Source organism: Janibacter sp. CFPM2_SD2, assembly GCF_057364645.1.
Genome location: NZ_JBNFOF010000061.1, coordinates 1 through 15331 on the forward strand (window position 1 = coordinate 1; position 15331 = coordinate 15331).

Consider the following 15331-nt stretch of genomic DNA (forward strand, 5'->3'; position numbering starts at 1 on the left):
CGGCACCAGCGCCGCGCAGCCGCTCGTCCCAGCCTCCGGGCGCCGAGGCCGAGCGCCGCGAGGGCTGCCTGGGTGAGCCGCTTGTGCCCCTCGGTGCTCGGGTGGATGCGGTCCTCGCCCCACATGCGCGCATCGCGCATCGACTGCATGCCCCACAGGCCGAGGACGTGCGCGCCGTGCCGCGAGGCGATCGTGTAGAGGTTGGCCGTGTGCACCGCGTGCCGGGTGCGCAGCGCGGAGAAGAGGCCGGCGCCCCGCGGGTCGGTCGGCGTCGCGAGCAGCACGTCGGCGCCGGTGGCGCGGATCCGCTCGACGGCCGACTCGAGCCGCCCGGCGATGTCGTCGAGGTCGACCCGCGGCCGCAGGATGTCGTTGCCGCCGCCGACGATCGACACGAGGTCGGGGCCATCGTCAGCGCCTGCTCGAGCTGGCGGCCGACGACGTCGTCGAGCTTGCGCCCGCGGATCGCGAGGTTGGCGTAGTGCAGCTCCTCGCCGCCGGTGCGGCCAGCGAGCTCGGCCGCGAGCCGGTCGGCCCAGCCGAGGAAGCGGCCCTCGTGCCGGGGGTCGACGTCGACCATGCCCTCGGTGAAGGAGTCGCCGATCGCGACGTAGCGGCGCCAGGGGTGCTCGGCGGGGGTGGTCGGGTCGGTCACGGCAGGCTCCAGTCGATCGGATCGGCGCCCTGGCGGGTGAGCAGCTCGTTGGTCCGGCTGAAGGGCCGGGAGCCGAAGAACCCGTTGCGGGCGGACAGGGGAGAGGGATGGGCGCTCTCGATGCGCGGCACCTCGCCGAGCGCGGGGGCGAGGTTGCGGGCCTGACGGCCCCAGAGGATCGCGACGAGCGGACCGCCGCGGGCGGCGAGGACCTCGATGGCGCAGTCGGTGACGGCCTCCCAGCCGCGGCCTCGGTGGCTCGCCGGCGCTCCGGGCCGGACGGTGAGGCAGCGGTTGAGCAGCATGACGCCCTGTCGGGCCCACGGGCTCAGGTCGCCATTGCTCGGCTGGGGCAGGCCGAGGTCGTCGCGAGCTCACGGTGGATGTTGGTCAGCGAGCGCGGCAGCGGCCGCACGTCGGGCGCGACGGCGAAGGAGAGCCCGATCGCGTGCCCGGGCGTCGGGTAGGGGTCCTGGCCGACGACGAGGACGCGCACCTCCTCGAGCGGGATGGTGAAGGCGCGCAGCACGTGCTCGCCCGCGGGCAGGTAGCCGTGGCCCTGCGCGACCTCCTCGCGCAGGTAGTCGCCCATCGCGGCGATCGTCGGAGCCACCGGCTCGAGGGCCTGTGCCCACGAGGGGTGGACGAGCTCGGTCAGCGGTCGCGTGGGCACGCCCCCAACGTACGACATCCCCCGGCGCAGGGGTGCCGGGGGGATCGTCGCGGTGAGAAGGGGGATCAGCAGGTGGCGGTCGTCGGCGGCAGGGGCGCGCCGGCGAGGTCGTGCAGCTCGATGCGCACGGCGTGCTCGATGAGCGGCGCAAGGAACTCGGGGTGCGCGTTGGTCGGCTCGATGCGCTCTCGTGCCGAGGCGACCATGGCCTCGATGCGCTCGCAGGCCACCTGGGGGTAGCGCACGCACAGGTCCGTCGCGATGTGGGCGACGGCGTGATCGACGTTGATCGTGAACATGTGGGCCTCCTGGTGGGCCGGGTGAACCATGCGGTCTGCTTTGGTGAACACAAGGTTAACAGAAGGTGGACGAACGACGGGAGCCGGTGTCGGGCCTACAGTTCACGCGTGCACGGATTCGCTGACGACAACATGTCCCTCGCCGAGCTGGCGCAGACGGTCCTCGACTACTCGCGCGAGCGGCTCGAGCTCGACCCGGTGCCGCTCGACCGCACCCTGACGCCGGCCGAGCTGCAGGAGCAGGCGGGGCAGACGATCACCAGCGAGGGCATCGGCGGCCAGCAGGCGATGGACCTCTTCACCGAGGTGCTCGCGCCGGCCTGCCTGTCGGTCGACCATCCGCGCTACCTGTCCTTCATCCCGTGCGCCCCCACCGAGGCGGCCGCGATGTTCGACCTCGTCGTCGGCGCCAGCTCGATCTACGCCGGCTCGTGGCTCGAGGGCTCGGGTGCGGTCTATGCCGAGAACCAGGCGCTGCGCTGGATCGCCGACCTCGTCGGTCTCCCCGAGTCGGCCGGCGGGGTCTTCGTGCCCGGCGGCACGATCGGCAACCTCTCGGCCCTCGTCGCCGCCCGGACCGAGGCGCGCCGCACGGCCGCGCCGGGGCAGCGGCCCTTCCGCGTGGCGACGACCCACGGTGCGCACTCCTCGATCCAGTCGGCCTGCGACGTGATGGACGCCGAGCTGAGCACCGTGGAGCCCGACGAGCGCGGCCGGCTCACGGGGGAGCGACTGCGCGAGGTGCTTCTGGCCAACGGCCCCGAGACCTACTTCGCCGTCGTCGCGACCGCCGGCACGACGAACTTCGGCATCGTCGACGACCTCGAGTCGGTGGCGCAGGTCTGCCGCGAGCTCGGCATCTGGCTGCACGTCGACGGTGCCTACGGCGGCGCCGGTCTCGCGGCGCCCTCGGTGCGCCACCTCTACGCGGGCATCGAGCACTGCGACAGCTTCATCGTCGACCCGCACAAGTGGCTCTTCGCCCCCTTCGACTGCTGCGCGCTCATCTACCGCAACCCCGCGGCGGCCCGCAATGCCCACACCCAGCACGCCGGTTATCTCGACGTGCTCACCGAGGCCACCGACTGGAACCCCACCGACTACTCCGTCGGCCTGACCCGCCGGGCCCGGGGGCTGCCCTTCTGGTTCTCCCTCGCCACCCACGGGACGCAGGCCTACAGCGACTCGGTGGAGCAGACGCTGCGCGTCGCGGCTTTCGCCGAGGCCGAGATCGCCCGCCGCGACGACCTCGAGCTCGTCGGTGAGCGATTCCTGTCCGTCGTCGTCTTCCGGCGTCGCGGCTGGACGGCCGCCGACTACCAGGCGTGGTCCGACCGCATGCTCGACGAGGAGTTCGCCTTCGTCGTGCCGACCAACCACGACGGCGAGACCCTCGCACGATTTGCCGTCGTCAACCCGCAGACGACGACGGAGGACATCGTCGCGATCCTCGACTCCATGGCGTGAGGATCGCGACGAGGTGTCTCACTCCTCGAAGCCGGCGTTGCCCCGACAGGTGTAGCGCGGCGCCTCGGCGGCCAGAGCGTCCTTGAGTCCGAAGGCGACGAACTGGCCGTAGCTCTGCGTGCCGTGGCCGAGGAAGTCGTCGTCGAAGCCGGGCGGGTTGCCCTCGATCTCGTCGGGGGTGTCGAGCCCGGAGAAGGCGCAGATCGAGCGCGCCTTGTGCTCCGTGATCGGCGTCGGCTTGCCGTTGCCGGTGACCTCGCCGGCGGATGCGGCGCTCGCGCTGCCGACGAGCAGCCCGGCTGCCATGACGCAGCCGATGATCGTCCTCTTCATGGTGCTTCCTTCCCGCAGGGATGGCGCTCGGGCCCCCGCTCCCGGGCGGGCGACCCCGTTGTCGCCACCGCAAAATTTACTCTTCCCTGACCATTGGGGTTCGGCCGTGCGCCGAGCGGTCCATCCTGTGACGGATGGGGCGAAGGGGGCGTGAGTGACCCCCTTCGTGCGGCCTGTCCAGCCGACACGCCGAGGGGAATGACAGGCGTGTGATTACGCCGGTACAGTGCGACGCGTGAACCTCGCAGACCAGACCGCCGCGCCGACCCCCTCGGTCCCGCTCTCGGACCGCGACCGCGAGATCCTCGCCTTCGAGCGTCAGTGGTGGAAGTACGCCGGCTCCAAGGAGCAGGCGATCAAGGAGCTCTTCGACATGAGCTCCACGCGCTACTACCAGGTGCTCAACGCGCTCATCAACAACCCCGCGGCGCTCTCCGAGGACCCGATGCTCATCAAGCGGCTGCGCCGCCTGCGCGACCAGCGCCAGCGCACCCGCAGCGCCCGCCGCCTCGGCTTCGAGGTCTGAGCGACCGCACCAGATCACAGATCGGTCTCGGATTCACGTCCGGGCCAACCGGAGCCGCCCCGGCCACGTCTGACTCCACGAGAGGGACGCCGAGGGCGCTCCGGTGCGCAGGGGGTGCCGGAGCCGCCCTCGGGCGTGCGGGCGATCAGATGCTCGTCGCGGTCCACCGGCCGATGCGCGTGCCGCCACCGACATCGAGCGGGCGCCCCTCGAGGCGCCCGTAGCCCCAGGCTGCGGCGTCACGCACCTCGACCGACTGGTCCCTGCCGTCGGTGATGATGATCTGGCGGTCTCCGGAGGCGACGAGCCGGACCTCCAGGTCGAGCGGCACCCGCGCCCAGACGCCGGCCGTCACGGTCGTGTCGATGACGGCGATGTGCCCGTTGGACCCCACCCGCGTCCCGGCCGGTCGAAGGTGACCGGCAGGTCGAGGCGCGGGGTGCACCGCGCGGAGGTCCACGTCGGCGTCACCGTGGCACCGCGGGGGCAGTACCAGGAGCGCAGCCGACCACCCTGGCCGTCGGGGCTCTCGGCGAGCTGCAGGCGGTGCCGGTTGCCCGGCATCCGGTCGATGGCTCCGGGCGCCACGGCGGTCAGGCGGACGAGGTCGCCCGTCGTCGTGGTCGCGGCTCCTGCCGCCGGTGCGCTGGTCAGGGTGGCAGCCAGGGTCAGTGCCGTCGTGGCGACGGACGCGGCGATGCGGGTCATGGCGTCTCCTCGGGAGGCGGCCGCCCGACGCGGCCGCTCACCGCTTGGACGGGCGAAGGGGGCGTCCGGTTCCGTCGTCGCGCTGAGGCAACCCGCGACGGGCCGTGTGCGTCGGTGGAGGTGAGGGCCCGTCGCAGGGGCGGGCCCGCTACCACGCGACCCATCTGGGCAAGGCCGCCGGACTGCGGGGCAATGTCCACGAGATGTCGCTCGAGAGCGAGGGCGTCATCAACTACGTGCACAGCTACTTCTGCCCCGCGGGTCAGGACCCGAGGTACACCTCCGGCTGCACGCTGCGTGACCAGCGGATGATCCTGCCCGAGAAGAGCCCGCTGACCTTCCGCGTCAGCTCGACCGGGCTCTCGGCGAAGGTCGTCGGGCGGGCTCGGGCCGTCAACCTGGACTCGCACGTCACACGGGACCTCGCCGTGGACCTCACGCTCAAGGGGTCGCCGTGGACCGGCGCCGACCACGGCATCACGCGTGCCGACGGCACCTTCGCCGGGGTCTCCCGCGACATCGAGCCCGGGGGCTTCATCACCCTCCGGTGACCGTGGTCGTCAGCGGGTCGCCTCGATCCGGTGGATGAAGGAGTCCTCGCGGGTGTTCCAGCGGACCTTCGCCCCGTCGACGTGCCCGCTGACGGTCGCGTGCGTCTGGCGTAGCCGGGTGCCGCCGACCCACTCCCCGGTCCAGGCCCAGCCATCGGCACGCAGGACCAGGTCGGAGGGGAAGGTGCGGCCGGCGCCCTCGAGCGGTCCGTCGACGACGGCCGAGCGCATCGTCGAGCTCACCCGGTAGTCGCTGCGGTCGTGGTCGAGGTAGACCGTGCTGCGGAAGACGCAGCGCGACGAGACCCACCGCGTGTTGACCGTCGCCCCGCTCGGGCAGAAGTAGGAGACGATCTTGCGCTTGCCCCGGGGCCACTGGACGCCCTCGGCGTCGGTCTCGAAGATCAGCCGGTGCTGGTTGCCGCGGACCTGGCTCATCGGGCCGTCGAGCATGACCTGCACGTCGACGTGCTCCTCGATGACGTCGCCGTCGGCCGAGGTCGTCGCCTCGGCGCTCGCGCCGGCAAGCGTCAGGCCGATGGCGGCGGCCAAGGTCGGGATGGTGAGGGTGGCTGTGCGTCGCATGGGGAACCCCTTCGTCGATGAGGAGTCGTCGGTGTGACGAGCCTCACATCGTAGGACGCGTGGGGCGCCTCGACGGTTGCGTGCAGTCGCTCAGGTGCGCGGGTGCAGCCCCTCGAAGCCGGCGCGCATCTGCCCGTCGGCGTCGGAGCCGACCGGGTCGTCGAGGTCGGCGACGAAGACGGCGACGAGCGCGCGGGCGGGGTTGTCGCCCGCCTCGGTGAGCAGGCCCTGCCAGGCGGCGAGGTTGGGGTGCTCGACCTCGGCGCACGCCTGCGCCGGCGCGAGCCCGTCGACAGCGGCCTGCAGCTGCTCGGCCGAGACGTCGAGCGTGGCCGTGCTGCCGTCGTGGCGCAGCACCGATGCGAGCACGACGGCGGCCAGGCCGTGGCTGCCCCCGGGGAGGTTGACGTGGGGGAACTGCACCTCCGGGTCGCTGCTCGCCGGCGTGATGCCGACGGCCCAGGCAACCGGCGGGGTCCAGCCGTCGATGCGCTCGGCGAGGTGGGCCTTGATCGCCGCGAGGCCGGTGGGCGTGCTCCAGTCGAGATCGCTCATGGCTCCACTGTGCCAAGGCGGCGGGGGCGAAGGGGAGGATCGTTTGCACTCGCAGGGGGAGAGTGCCAATAATGGGCCTTAGCACTCTCCTCGTGAGAGTGACAGTCCTGACCGGTCAGGTGAGGGGCGCGATCGCACGGTGACGTGAGCCGGGTGGTCGCACTCCGTCCGTCGCGGGCACCCCCGGTCGCACCCTTCGATTCGCGTGGAGGAACCACCCGAATGGCAAAGCTCATTGCTTTTGACGAGGAGGCCCGTCGCGGCCTCGAGCGGGGTATGAACACCCTCGCCGACGCCGTCAAGGTCACCCTCGGCCCCAAGGGCCGCAATGTCGTCCTGGAGAAGAAGTGGGGCGCCCCCACGATCACCAACGACGGCGTGTCCATCGCCAAGGAGATCGAGCTCGACGACCCCTACGAGAAGATCGGGGCCGAGCTCGTCAAGGAGGTCGCCAAGAAGACCGACGACGTCGCCGGTGACGGCACGACGACGGCGACCGTCCTCGCCCAGGCACTCGTGCGCGAGGGCCTGCGCAATGTCGCGGCCGGCGCCAACCCGATGGCCCTCAAGCGCGGTATTGAGGCCGCCGTCGCTGCAGTTTCCAACGAGCTGCTCGCGATGGCCAAGGAGATCGAGACCAAGGAGCAGATCGCTGCCACGGCCTCCATCTCCGCCGCTGACCAGGAGATCGGCGCCAAGATCGCCGAGGCCATGGACAAGGTCGGCAAGGAAGGCGTCATCACCGTCGAGGAGAGCAACACCTTCGGGCTCGAGCTCGAGCTCACCGAGGGCATGCGCTTCGACAAGGGCTACATCTCCGGCTACTTCGTCACCGACACCGAGCGCATGGAGACCGTGCTCGAGGACCCCTACGTCCTCATCGCCAACTCCAAGATCGGCTCGATCAAGGACCTGCTGCCCGTCCTCGAGAAGGTCATGCAGGCCGGCAAGCCGCTGCTGATCATCGCCGAGGACCTCGAGGGCGAGGCCCTGTCGACGCTCGTCGTCAACAAGCTCAAGGGCACCTTCAAGTCCGTCGCCGTCAAGGCTCCGGGCTTCGGTGACCGCCGCAAGGCCATGCTCGCCGACATCGCCATCCTCACCGGTGGCCAGGTCATCTCCGAGGAGGTCGGCCTCTCCCTCGAGACCGCCGAGCTCGACCTGCTCGGCCGCGCTCGCAAGGTCGTCGTCACCAAGGATGAGACGACCATCGTCGAGGGCGCGGGCGACCAGGACCAGATCGCCGGCCGGGTCAACCAGATCAAGGCCGAGATCGAGAACTCCGACTCGGACTACGACCGCGAGAAGCTCCAGGAGCGCCTCGCCAAGCTCGCCGGCGGCGTCGCCGTCATCCGCGCGGTGCGGCCACCGAGGTCGAGCTCAAGGAGCGCAAGCACCGCATCGAGGACGCCGTGCGCAACGCCAAGGCTGCCGTCGAGGAGGGCATCGTCGCCGGTGGTGGCGTCGCGCTCCTGCAGGCGACCAAGGCCGCCTTCGACAAGCTCTCGCTCGAGGGCGACGAGGCGACCGGTGCCAACATCGTGCGCGTCGCCGCGGGTGCGCCGCTCAAGCAGATCGCGGCCAACGCCGGCCTCAACGGCGGCGTCGTCACCGAGAAGGTCGAGAACCTGCCCGCGGGCGAGGGCCTCAACGCCGCGACCGGTGAGTACGTCGACATGATCGCCCAGGGCATCATCGACCCGGCCAAGGTCACGCGCAGCGCGCTGCAGAACGCCGCCTCCATCGCGGCGCTCTTCCTCACCACCGAGGCCGTCGTCGCCGACAAGCCGGAGAAGGCCGCCCCGGCCATGCCCGGTGGCGACGACATGGGTGGCATGGGCGGCATGGGCTTCTGAGCCCACCCCGCACCACCTGCACCACGCGCGAAGGGCGGTTCCCCGGTCACCGGGGGGCCGCCCTTCGGCGTGCTCACAGGTGGACGGGAGAAGATGGCCGGCGATGACCAGCACCAGCCCCCTCGTCCTCGGTCCCCTCCTGCGCTTCGTCGGTGAGCGAGACGCCTCCGTCTGGGTGGAGACCGCCGCCCCCGCGCGGGTGACCGTCGCGGCCGACGGCCGCGCGTGGCACGCCGCGAGCTTCGTCGTCGAGGGCCACCACTACGCCCTCGTCCTGCTCGACGGCCTCGAGCCCGGCCGCACCTACGACTACGCGGTGAGCGTCGACGACGAGCAGGTGTGGCCGCCGGCCGGCTCCGACCTGCCGCCATCGAGCATCGCGACGCTCGATCACACGCGTCCGACGCTGCTCGCCTTTGGCTCCTGCCGCACGAGCGTCCCGCACGACGCGGAGCACCACGCGAGCCACGGGGTCGACGCGCTGCGCACCTTCGCCCTGTCCCTGGCGAAGGGGGAGTCCCACCGACCCGACGTCCTCGCCCTCCTCGGCGACCAGGTCTACGCCGACGAGACGAGCCCGGAGATGCACGACTTCATCGCCTCGCGGCGCGACATCGAGGAGCCGCCCGGCGAGGAGATCAAGGACTACGCGGAGTACGCGCACCTCTACCAGCTGGCGTGGAGCGACCCGGCGATCCGGTGGGTCCTCTCGGTCGTGCCGAGCGCGATGATCTTCGACGACCACGACATCCGCGACGACTGGAACACCTCGTGGTCGTGGCAGCAGGAGATCAACCGGACCCCGTGGTGGCACGAGCGCCTCGTCGCCGGCCTGACGAGCTACTGGGTGCACCAGCACATCGGCAACCTCGCGCCGGAGGAGCTGGCGCAGGACGAGATCTGGGCCCGGCTCGATGGTGCCGGACCGGGCGAGGTCGACCTGACCGTCCCCCTTCGTGCCCTCGCGGAACGGGTCGACCGTGAGCCGGAGACCTACCGCTGGAGCTACACCCGGGCCCTCGGCGGCTCGCGGCTGATCATGCTCGACTCGCGGGCCGCGCGGGTGCTCGAGCCGGAGCGGCGCTCGATGCTCGACGACGACGAGCTCGCCTGGCTCGACGAGCAGATGACCGGCGACCTCGACCACCTCTTCGTCGGCACCTCGCTACCCTTCCTCCTGCCGCCCGGTCTCCACGATGCCGAGGCGATCAGCGAGTCCTTCGCCGGACCGGACCGGTCGCAGCCGGTGCACCGCGCGACCGAGGCCCTGCGCCAGGTCGTCGACCTCGAGCACTGGGGTGCCTTCCAGTCCGGCTTCACCGAGGTCTTCGACCTCGTCATGTCGGTCGCCCGCGGCGAGCGCGGCACCGCGCCCGGCACGATCACCTTCCTCTCCGGCGACGTCCACCACTCCTACGTCGCCGAGGTGAGCGACCCGGCGAGCCACGGCGCGCGCAGCCGCATCGTGCAGGCGGTGTGCAGCCCGATCCGCAACCCCATGCCGCGCGCGCTGCGCGTGCTCATGTCGCAGATGGCCAAGGGGCTCGTCCGCCCGATGCGCTGGCTCGCGGCCCGGACCGACGGCGTGCCCGAGCTGCGCTACCCGTGGGAGCTCACCGAGGGACCGTGGTTCGACAACAACCTCGCGATGGCCCAGGTGCAGGACGGTCGGCTGACGATGCGCTGGGTCACCGGTGACGTCGTCGACGGCGACGACGCCCACCCGCGCCTGCGGGTGGTCTCCACCGTCGAGATCTGAGGCGGGCCCGCGCCCGGCACCGGGGGGATACCCCAGTGACCGGTCGCCGAGCCCGACCCTAGATTGGTCCGCGGACATCCACGACGGACGAGAGCAGGGGACATGGGCACGCAGGTTGCCGCCAGCACGCACGACCTTCGCAAGGTCTACGGCAAGGGAGAGGCGCAGGTCGCTGCGCTCGACGGGATCGACCTCGACATCGGGGCTGGGCAGTTCACGGCGATCATGGGGCCCTCCGGCTCCGGCAAGTCGACGCTCATGCACTGCCTCGCGGGTCTCGACGCGGTGAGCGGCGGGCGTGCCCTCATCGGCGACACCGACATCACCCGGCTCAAGGAGAAGGACCTCACGCGGCTGCGCCGCGACCGGATCGGCTTCATCTTCCAGGCCTTCAACCTCGTGCCGACGCTGACCGCGGAGGAGAACATCCTCCTGCCGCTCGCCATCGCCGGCCGCAAGGCCGACCCGCAGTGGTTCGACCTCGTCATCGAGACGGTCGGCCTGCGCAACCGGCTCGGCCACCGGCCCAACGAGCTCTCCGGCGGTCAGCAGCAGCGCGTCGCGTGCGCCCGCGCCCTGGTGTCGAAGCCCGAGATCATCTTCGCCGACGAGCCGACCGGCAACCTCGACTCCACCTCGGGTGCCGAGGTGCTCGGCTTCCTGCGGCGCAGCGTCGACGACTTCGACCAGACGATCGTCATGGTGACGCACGACCCGGTCGCCGCGAGCCACACCGACCGGGTGCTCTTCCTCGCCGACGGTCGCATCGTCGACGAGCTGTGGGAGCCGGAGCGCGAGACCGTCCTCGAGCGGATGGTCGCGCTGAGCGCCGGGGCCCACTGATGCTCAAGGCCACCTTCAAGAGTCTGCTGGCGCGCAAGGCGCGCCTGCTGATGAGCGCCATGGCGATCGTCCTCGGGACGGCCTTCGTCGCCGGGTCGCTCATCTTCACCGACACTCTCGGTCGCACCTTCGACGGGATCATGGACGGCACCGTCGGTGACGTCGTCGTCCAGCCCGAGCAAACCGACGACTACGGCGGCTCCGGCGGCGGCCGGGTCACGGCTGCCGACGTCGAGAAGTTCGCCCAGCTGCCCGGTGCCGAGCGCGCCGACGGCTCGGTCGACGCGATCGGCGTCTTCGTCGTGGGCAAGAACGGCAAGGTCGTCGGCGGCCAGGGTGCCCCGGCGCTGTCCTTCAACTACTCCGAAGCGCCCAACCAGCTCGGCAAGAACCCCATCGTCATCGACGACGGCCGGGCCCCCGAGCGCGACGGCGAGGTCATGGTCGACACCGCGACCGCGGAGCGGGCCGGCTACGAGGTCGGCGACGACATCTCCCTCGTCACCACCGGTGACACCCCTGAGATCAAGGCCGAGCTCGTCGGCACGATGACCTTCGGCGAAGGGGGGATGGCCGGCGCCTCGGTCGTCATCTTCGACACGAAGACCATGCAGCAGTACTTCATGGACGGCAAGGACGAGTACTCCTCCGTGTGGGTCACGGCGAAGGACGGCGTGAGCCAGCAGGAGCTGCTCACCCAGGCCGAGCCGCTCGTCCCCGAGGGCTACAAGGGCTGGACCGGCAAGGGCCTCGCGGAGGAGAACCAGAACGACGTGCAGCAGGCGCTCGGGTTCATCACGACCTTCCTGCTCGTCTTCGCCGGGATCGCGCTCTTCGTCGGCTCCTTCCTCATCATCAACACCTTCAGCATCCTCGTCGCCCAGCGCGGCCGTGAGCTGGCCCTGCTGCGGGCCATCGGTGCCTCGCGCCGGCAGATCGTGCGCGGAGTGCTCCTCGAGGCCTTCATCATCGGGCTCGTCGGCGCCACCCTCGGGCTCCTGCTCGGCGTCGTGCTCGCCATGGGCATCAAGGCCCTCTTCGCGACGATCGGCCTCGACCTGTCGGGCAGCGGGCTCGTCTTCGCGCCGCGCACGGTCATCGCCGCCTATGTCGTCGGCATCCTCGTCACGATGGTCGCCGCGTGGGTGCCCGCCCGACGGGCCGGGTCCGTCCCGCCCGTCGCGGCGATGCGCGACTCCATCGACACCGGCATCGGGCACCATCCGGTCCGCCGGGGCCTTGAGGTGGGGGTGCTCGTCCTCGGTGTCGTCGCCTTCCTCTACGGGCTCTTCGTCGCCGACAGCCGCGAGCTGTGGTGGATCGGTGGCGGCATCGTCGGCCTCGTCCTCGGCACGGCCTTCCTCGCTCCCTTCGTCGGTCGGCCGGTGATCGCGGGCCTGGGCGGGGTCTACCGCGCGGTCTTCGGCAGCGTCGGCCGGATGGCGGAGCAGAACTCCGTGCGCAACCCCGGCCGCACCGCGGCCACCGCGTCGGCGCTGATGATCGGTATGACGCTGGTGGCCCTCATGGGGGTCGTCGCGTCGAGCACGACGGCGAGCGTCGACAAGCAGATCGAGGAAACCTTCCGGGCCGACTACATCCTCAGCAATGCCGTCGGGCAACCCTTCTCCTCGACGGTCGCCGACCGGGTGGCGAAGGTCGACGGGGTCCGCGAGGTCTCCCCGGTCCGCTTCAGCAGCGCCCAGGTCGACGGGGGGCAGCTCTACGTGACGGCGATCGACCCTCGCAGCTTCGCCGACGTCGAGCAGATCGAGCCGACGAGCGGCACCGCCGACCTCGACGAGGACTCCGTCATGCTCTCGACGAAGCACGAGGGTGGCCGCTCCGTCGGCGACACCGTCGAGGTGACGATGGGCTCGAGCACCAAGGAACTGACGGTCGTCGGCTTCTACGACGAGATCCAGGCCATCGGCTCGCCCGAGGTCCTCATGTCCGTCGACACCGTCGAGGCCATGAACGGCTCCGCCGCCGACAACTGGGCCTTCATCTTCCTCGACTCCGGGGCGGACAAGGCGCAGGTCGAGTCCGACATCGAGCAGATCGTCGACAAGCAGCCGCTCGTGACGCTCAAGGACCAGGCCGGCTATGCCGACGAGCAGCGGGCGAGCATCAACCAGCTGCTCTACCTGATCTACGCCCTCCTCGGGCTGGCGATCGTCATCGCGGTGCTCGGCATCGTCAACACCCTCGGCCTGTCGGTCATGGAGCGCACCCGCGAGGTCGGGCTGCTGCGTGCCGTCGGCCTCTCCCGCCGCCAGCTGCGGCGGATGATCACGCTCGAGTCGGTGACGATCGCCCTGCTCGGCGCCCTCCTGGGCATCGTCCTCGGGGTCATCGCGGGGGTCGCGATCCAGCGGGCTCTCGTCGACGACGGCATCACCGAGCTGGCGATCCCGTGGGTGCAGATGCTCGTCTTCGTCGGCCTCGCCGGCATCATCGGGGTGCTCGCCGCGCTGCTGCCGGCCCGCCGGGCCTCGCGGATGGACATCCTGCGGGCGATCAGCACGGAGTGACCACGGGCGAAGGGGGCGGCACCCGGCGACGGGTGCCGCCCCCTTTCGTCGTGGTGCGGGGTGTCGCGACGGTCAGCGGCCGGGGCGCATCGTGCTCTTGACCGAGCTCTCGGTGTCGTCGTAGGTGCGGCCCGCCTCGCCGAGGACCCGACCGATCTCGTCGAGGCTGTCCTTGACCGTGCGCTGCGTGGCCCGCCAGTCGTTGATGAGGTCCTGGAAGGACGAGGAGGCCTCGCCCTGCCACTCGTTCTGCAGCGAGATCAGCCGGCTCATCATGCTCGCGACGGTCGTCTCGACGTCCTCGGAGATCCGGGAGACGTCGGACGCGCTGCTCGCGACCTGTGCGGTGTCGACGGTGAAGCTGGCCATGGTGGTTCCCCTTCTGGTTGCGGTCACCGGGCCCCTCGCCCGGGTGTCCTTCAGACCGTAGGCGGGATGGGCGTCGGCGCCGTGGGGTTATCCACAGGCCCCGGCGGCGGGCCGGGCGGGGTCCGGTCGGTGCCCTCGCGGCGCGAGCGCTCGAGGGCCTGGGCATAGCCGGCGCCCATGCCGAGCAGCAGCAGGCCGGCGACGATGAAGGAGACGACCCGGGCGAGGCCGCCGAGGAAGGCGAGGTCGAAGAGCAGCAGCTTGACCACGCTCGCGGCGGCGAGTGTCAGCCCGGCGGGGACGGCGATCGTCGAGCCGCGCAGCCCCCGCAGGAGCAGCAGCGCGGCCGCGGCCATCCAGACGACGGTGGCGCCGGCCTGGCCTGCGGTGAAGCCGCGCGCGGGTCGTCGAGCAGCTGGCCGAGGAGGACACCGCTGACGACGACCGCGCCGCCGGTGGACACCACGGCCAGTGCGAGCAGCGCCCGCGAGAACACCGGAGCCGTCGCCGGGATGATCCGGTCGCTGGCCCGGGCGGTCACGACGAGCAGGGCCACGAGCAGCACCGCCGTCACGAGGTGGCGGGGCCCGACGTCGCCCGCCTGGCTGCGCAGGACGACATAGGGCAGGAGGGCGAGCGACCCGAGGAGGGCGATGACGCCCAGCCCCCACGCGACGAGCAGCACCGACAGCTGCCGCAGCACGAGGGCCGCGACGGCCCAGACGAGGGCCACGCCGACGATCGCGACGATCGCGAGGCTGCCGCCGTCGACGCGCGCGGGGCCGCGGTCAGCGACGTGACGCCGCGCCGCGAGCGCGATCTCGGGCACCCGGTGCTGGAGTGCGGTGCCCTCGCGGTGGACGACGAGGCCGGCGGCGAGCAGCAGCAGGCAGGTGGCGACGACGAGGAGTGCGGTGCCGACCCAGCGGTCAGGTGCGGCGACGCCGGCGCTCCACACCGGCATGACCCCGACGGGCACGAGGGCGCCGAGCTGCAGCGGGAGCCGCTCGCTGCGGGTCCCGGCGACGGTCTGCCGACGACGAGGACGGCGAGGCCGGAGCGCGAGGAGCGACCGGCACGGCCGTGCGCTCCTGGGCCAGCGCGAGGGCGGCGAGGAAGAGACCGGTCGGCACGACCCGGGCCAGCTCGAGGGCCCACCAGCGGCGACCGACCTGGGCCGGCCAGGTCGCGATGGTGAGGACGAAGAGGAAGGCCCCGGTGAGCCGGGCGTGCTCGAGGCCGACGAAGGGAGCCATGAGAGCCACCCCGAGCACGGCGACGACGGCGAGCAGCTGGCTGTCCCAGGCCCGGGCGAGCAGCACGCCGCCGAGCGCGATGAGGCCGGCGATGACCATGCCCCCGGCGAGCGGCACCCAGTCGTAGATGCGGGTGACGGCGAGGACGTCGAGGTAGGCGGTCGCGATGCCGGTCGCGGCGAGGCCGAGGGCACCGACGGTGCCGGCCTCGCGGCGGCGCACGAGCGCGGCGGCGCCCACGAGGCCCATGGCGAGCAGAGCGCCGCTCGTCACCCGGGCGACCGGGCCGAAGAAGCCCATCTGGATGGCCAGGGCGAGCAGGAAGGCGACGCCGATGAGGGTGATCGTCGCGCCGACGAGGT

Annotated in this window: 16 protein-coding genes and 3 pseudogenes; 7 read left to right on the top strand and 12 right to left on the bottom strand. The window is 71.6% G+C overall.

Going from position 1 to position 15331, the window contains the following annotated elements; all coding sequences use genetic code 11:
* From AC2W7J_RS07760 to AC2W7J_RS07770, 3 genes and pseudogenes are all read right to left on the bottom strand, one after another.
* A pseudogene (locus tag AC2W7J_RS07760) lies at positions 1–580 on the bottom strand (SGNH/GDSL hydrolase family protein); the annotation flags it as partial.
* A gap of 71 nt (positions 581–651) precedes the next feature.
* Positions 652–1346, bottom strand: a pseudogene (locus AC2W7J_RS07765) (uracil-DNA glycosylase).
* Between the two features lie 47 nt (positions 1347–1393).
* On the bottom strand, positions 1394–1657 hold the full coding sequence (locus AC2W7J_RS07770) for a three-helix bundle dimerization domain-containing protein (protein ID WP_255185166.1): 264 nt from the start codon (positions 1655–1657) through the stop codon (positions 1394–1396).
* Positions 1658–1735: 78 nt separating this feature from the next.
* Here AC2W7J_RS07770 and AC2W7J_RS07775 point away from each other — a divergent pair, with 78 nt between their 5' ends.
* Positions 1736–3094 (top strand): pyridoxal phosphate-dependent decarboxylase family protein, encoded by a 1359-nt coding sequence (locus AC2W7J_RS07775; protein WP_485981984.1) that lies wholly within the window; start codon positions 1736–1738, stop codon positions 3092–3094.
* A gap of 18 nt (positions 3095–3112) precedes the next feature.
* Here AC2W7J_RS07775 and AC2W7J_RS07780 read toward each other — a convergent pair whose 3' ends face one another.
* Positions 3113–3427, bottom strand: coding sequence for a hypothetical protein (locus AC2W7J_RS07780; protein WP_255185167.1), 315 nt, complete (start codon positions 3425–3427; stop codon positions 3113–3115).
* 226 nt (positions 3428–3653) lie between these two features.
* Between AC2W7J_RS07780 and AC2W7J_RS07785 the strand changes: the two genes are divergently transcribed.
* The gene (locus AC2W7J_RS07785; RefSeq protein WP_094078806.1) at positions 3654–3953 is read left to right on the top strand and encodes a DUF3263 domain-containing protein; all 300 of its coding nucleotides are present in this window, start codon (positions 3654–3656) and stop codon (positions 3951–3953) included.
* Between the two features lie 145 nt (positions 3954–4098).
* Here the strand turns inward: AC2W7J_RS07785 and AC2W7J_RS07790 are convergent, their stop codons facing one another.
* Together AC2W7J_RS07790 and AC2W7J_RS07795 are read right to left on the bottom strand one after the other, a co-directional pair.
* Entirely contained in the window at positions 4099–4308 is a 210-nt protein-coding gene (locus AC2W7J_RS07790) for a hypothetical protein (protein ID WP_485981985.1), read from the bottom strand.
* Complete coding sequence (locus tag AC2W7J_RS07795) at positions 4305–4661, bottom strand: hypothetical protein (protein WP_485981986.1); 357 nt, start codon at positions 4659–4661, stop codon at positions 4305–4307. Before AC2W7J_RS07795 ends, AC2W7J_RS07790 begins: the two co-directional genes overlap by 4 nt.
* 104 nt (positions 4662–4765) lie before the next feature.
* On the opposite strand from AC2W7J_RS07795, the gene AC2W7J_RS07800 reads away from it, so the two are divergent.
* On the top strand, positions 4766–5212 hold the full coding sequence (locus AC2W7J_RS07800; protein WP_485981987.1) for a hypothetical protein: 447 nt from the start codon (positions 4766–4768) through the stop codon (positions 5210–5212).
* 9 nt (positions 5213–5221) lie between these two features.
* On the opposite strand, the gene AC2W7J_RS07805 is transcribed toward AC2W7J_RS07800, so the two are convergent.
* Together AC2W7J_RS07805 and AC2W7J_RS07810 are read right to left on the bottom strand one after the other, a co-directional pair.
* Entirely contained in the window at positions 5222–5797 is a 576-nt protein-coding gene (locus tag AC2W7J_RS07805) for a hypothetical protein (RefSeq protein ID WP_485981988.1), read from the bottom strand.
* 90 nt (positions 5798–5887) lie between these two features.
* Positions 5888–6352 (bottom strand): hypothetical protein, encoded by a 465-nt coding sequence (locus AC2W7J_RS07810; RefSeq protein ID WP_421008117.1) that lies wholly within the window; start codon positions 6350–6352, stop codon positions 5888–5890.
* 222 nt (positions 6353–6574) lie between these two features.
* On the opposite strand from AC2W7J_RS07810, the pseudogene groL reads away from it, so the two are divergent.
* The 4 genes and pseudogenes from groL to AC2W7J_RS07830 all read left to right on the top strand — a co-directional run bounded on the left by groL (position 6575) and on the right by AC2W7J_RS07830 (position 13344).
* Positions 6575–8208, top strand: a pseudogene (gene groL / locus AC2W7J_RS07815) (chaperonin GroEL).
* 103 nt (positions 8209–8311) lie between these two features.
* Positions 8312–9967: an alkaline phosphatase D family protein gene (locus AC2W7J_RS07820; RefSeq protein WP_485981989.1), complete on the top strand. Its 1656-nt coding sequence runs from the start codon at positions 8312–8314 to the stop codon at positions 9965–9967.
* 102 nt (positions 9968–10069) lie between these two features.
* A complete protein-coding gene (locus AC2W7J_RS07825; protein ID WP_255185175.1) occupies positions 10070–10810 on the top strand; it encodes an ABC transporter ATP-binding protein in 741 nt (246 codons plus the stop codon).
* Positions 10810–13344, top strand: coding sequence for an ABC transporter permease (locus tag AC2W7J_RS07830; RefSeq protein WP_485981990.1), 2535 nt, complete (start codon positions 10810–10812; stop codon positions 13342–13344). The genes AC2W7J_RS07825 and AC2W7J_RS07830 overlap by 1 nt, the downstream gene beginning before the upstream one ends.
* Positions 13345–13416: 72 nt before the next feature.
* On the opposite strand, the gene AC2W7J_RS07835 is transcribed toward AC2W7J_RS07830, so the two are convergent.
* From AC2W7J_RS07835 to AC2W7J_RS07850, 4 genes are all read right to left on the bottom strand, one after another.
* On the bottom strand, positions 13417–13713 hold the full coding sequence (locus tag AC2W7J_RS07835; RefSeq protein ID WP_255185177.1) for a WXG100 family type VII secretion target: 297 nt from the start codon (positions 13711–13713) through the stop codon (positions 13417–13419).
* Positions 13714–13763: 50 nt separating this feature from the next.
* Positions 13764–14069, bottom strand: a complete 306-nt coding sequence (locus AC2W7J_RS07840; RefSeq protein WP_485981991.1) for a DUF2339 domain-containing protein — start codon at positions 14067–14069, stop codon at positions 13764–13766.
* Complete coding sequence (locus AC2W7J_RS07845) at positions 14000–14677, bottom strand: hypothetical protein (protein ID WP_485981992.1); 678 nt, start codon at positions 14675–14677, stop codon at positions 14000–14002. Before AC2W7J_RS07845 ends, AC2W7J_RS07840 begins: the two co-directional genes overlap by 70 nt.
* A partial coding sequence (locus AC2W7J_RS07850) for a DUF2339 domain-containing protein (protein ID WP_485981993.1) occupies positions 14643–15331 on the bottom strand: 689 nt, incomplete at its 5' end. The genes AC2W7J_RS07850 and AC2W7J_RS07845, both read right to left, overlap by 35 nt.

What these genes read in the sequence shown, in the direction of transcription:
- AC2W7J_RS07825 (WP_255185175.1), top strand. Translation starts at nt 10,070, where the DNA reads ATGGGCACGCAGGTTGCCGCCAGCACGCACGACCTTCGCAAGGTCTAC.
- AC2W7J_RS07780 (WP_255185167.1), bottom strand. Translation starts at nt 3,427, where the DNA reads ATGAAGAGGACGATCATCGGCTGCGTCATGGCAGCCGGGCTGCTCGTC.
- AC2W7J_RS07845 (WP_485981992.1), bottom strand. Translation starts at nt 14,677, where the DNA reads ATGCCGGTGTGGAGCGCCGGCGTCGCCGCACCTGACCGCTGGGTCGGC.
- AC2W7J_RS07770 (WP_255185166.1), bottom strand. Translation starts at nt 1,657, where the DNA reads ATGGTTCACCCGGCCCACCAGGAGGCCCACATGTTCACGATCAACGTC.
- AC2W7J_RS07840 (WP_485981991.1), bottom strand. Translation starts at nt 14,069, where the DNA reads ATGGCCGCGGCCGCGCTGCTGCTCCTGCGGGGGCTGCGCGGCTCGACG.
- AC2W7J_RS07820 (WP_485981989.1), top strand. Translation starts at nt 8,312, where the DNA reads ATGACCAGCACCAGCCCCCTCGTCCTCGGTCCCCTCCTGCGCTTCGTC.
- AC2W7J_RS07805 (WP_485981988.1), bottom strand. Translation starts at nt 5,797, where the DNA reads ATGCGACGCACAGCCACCCTCACCATCCCGACCTTGGCCGCCGCCATC.
- AC2W7J_RS07810 (WP_421008117.1), bottom strand. Translation starts at nt 6,352, where the DNA reads ATGAGCGATCTCGACTGGAGCACGCCCACCGGCCTCGCGGCGATCAAG.
- AC2W7J_RS07835 (WP_255185177.1), bottom strand. Translation starts at nt 13,713, where the DNA reads ATGGCCAGCTTCACCGTCGACACCGCACAGGTCGCGAGCAGCGCGTCC.
- AC2W7J_RS07795 (WP_485981986.1), bottom strand. Translation starts at nt 4,661, where the DNA reads ATGACCCGCATCGCCGCGTCCGTCGCCACGACGGCACTGACCCTGGCT.
- AC2W7J_RS07830 (WP_485981990.1), top strand. Translation starts at nt 10,810, where the DNA reads ATGCTCAAGGCCACCTTCAAGAGTCTGCTGGCGCGCAAGGCGCGCCTG.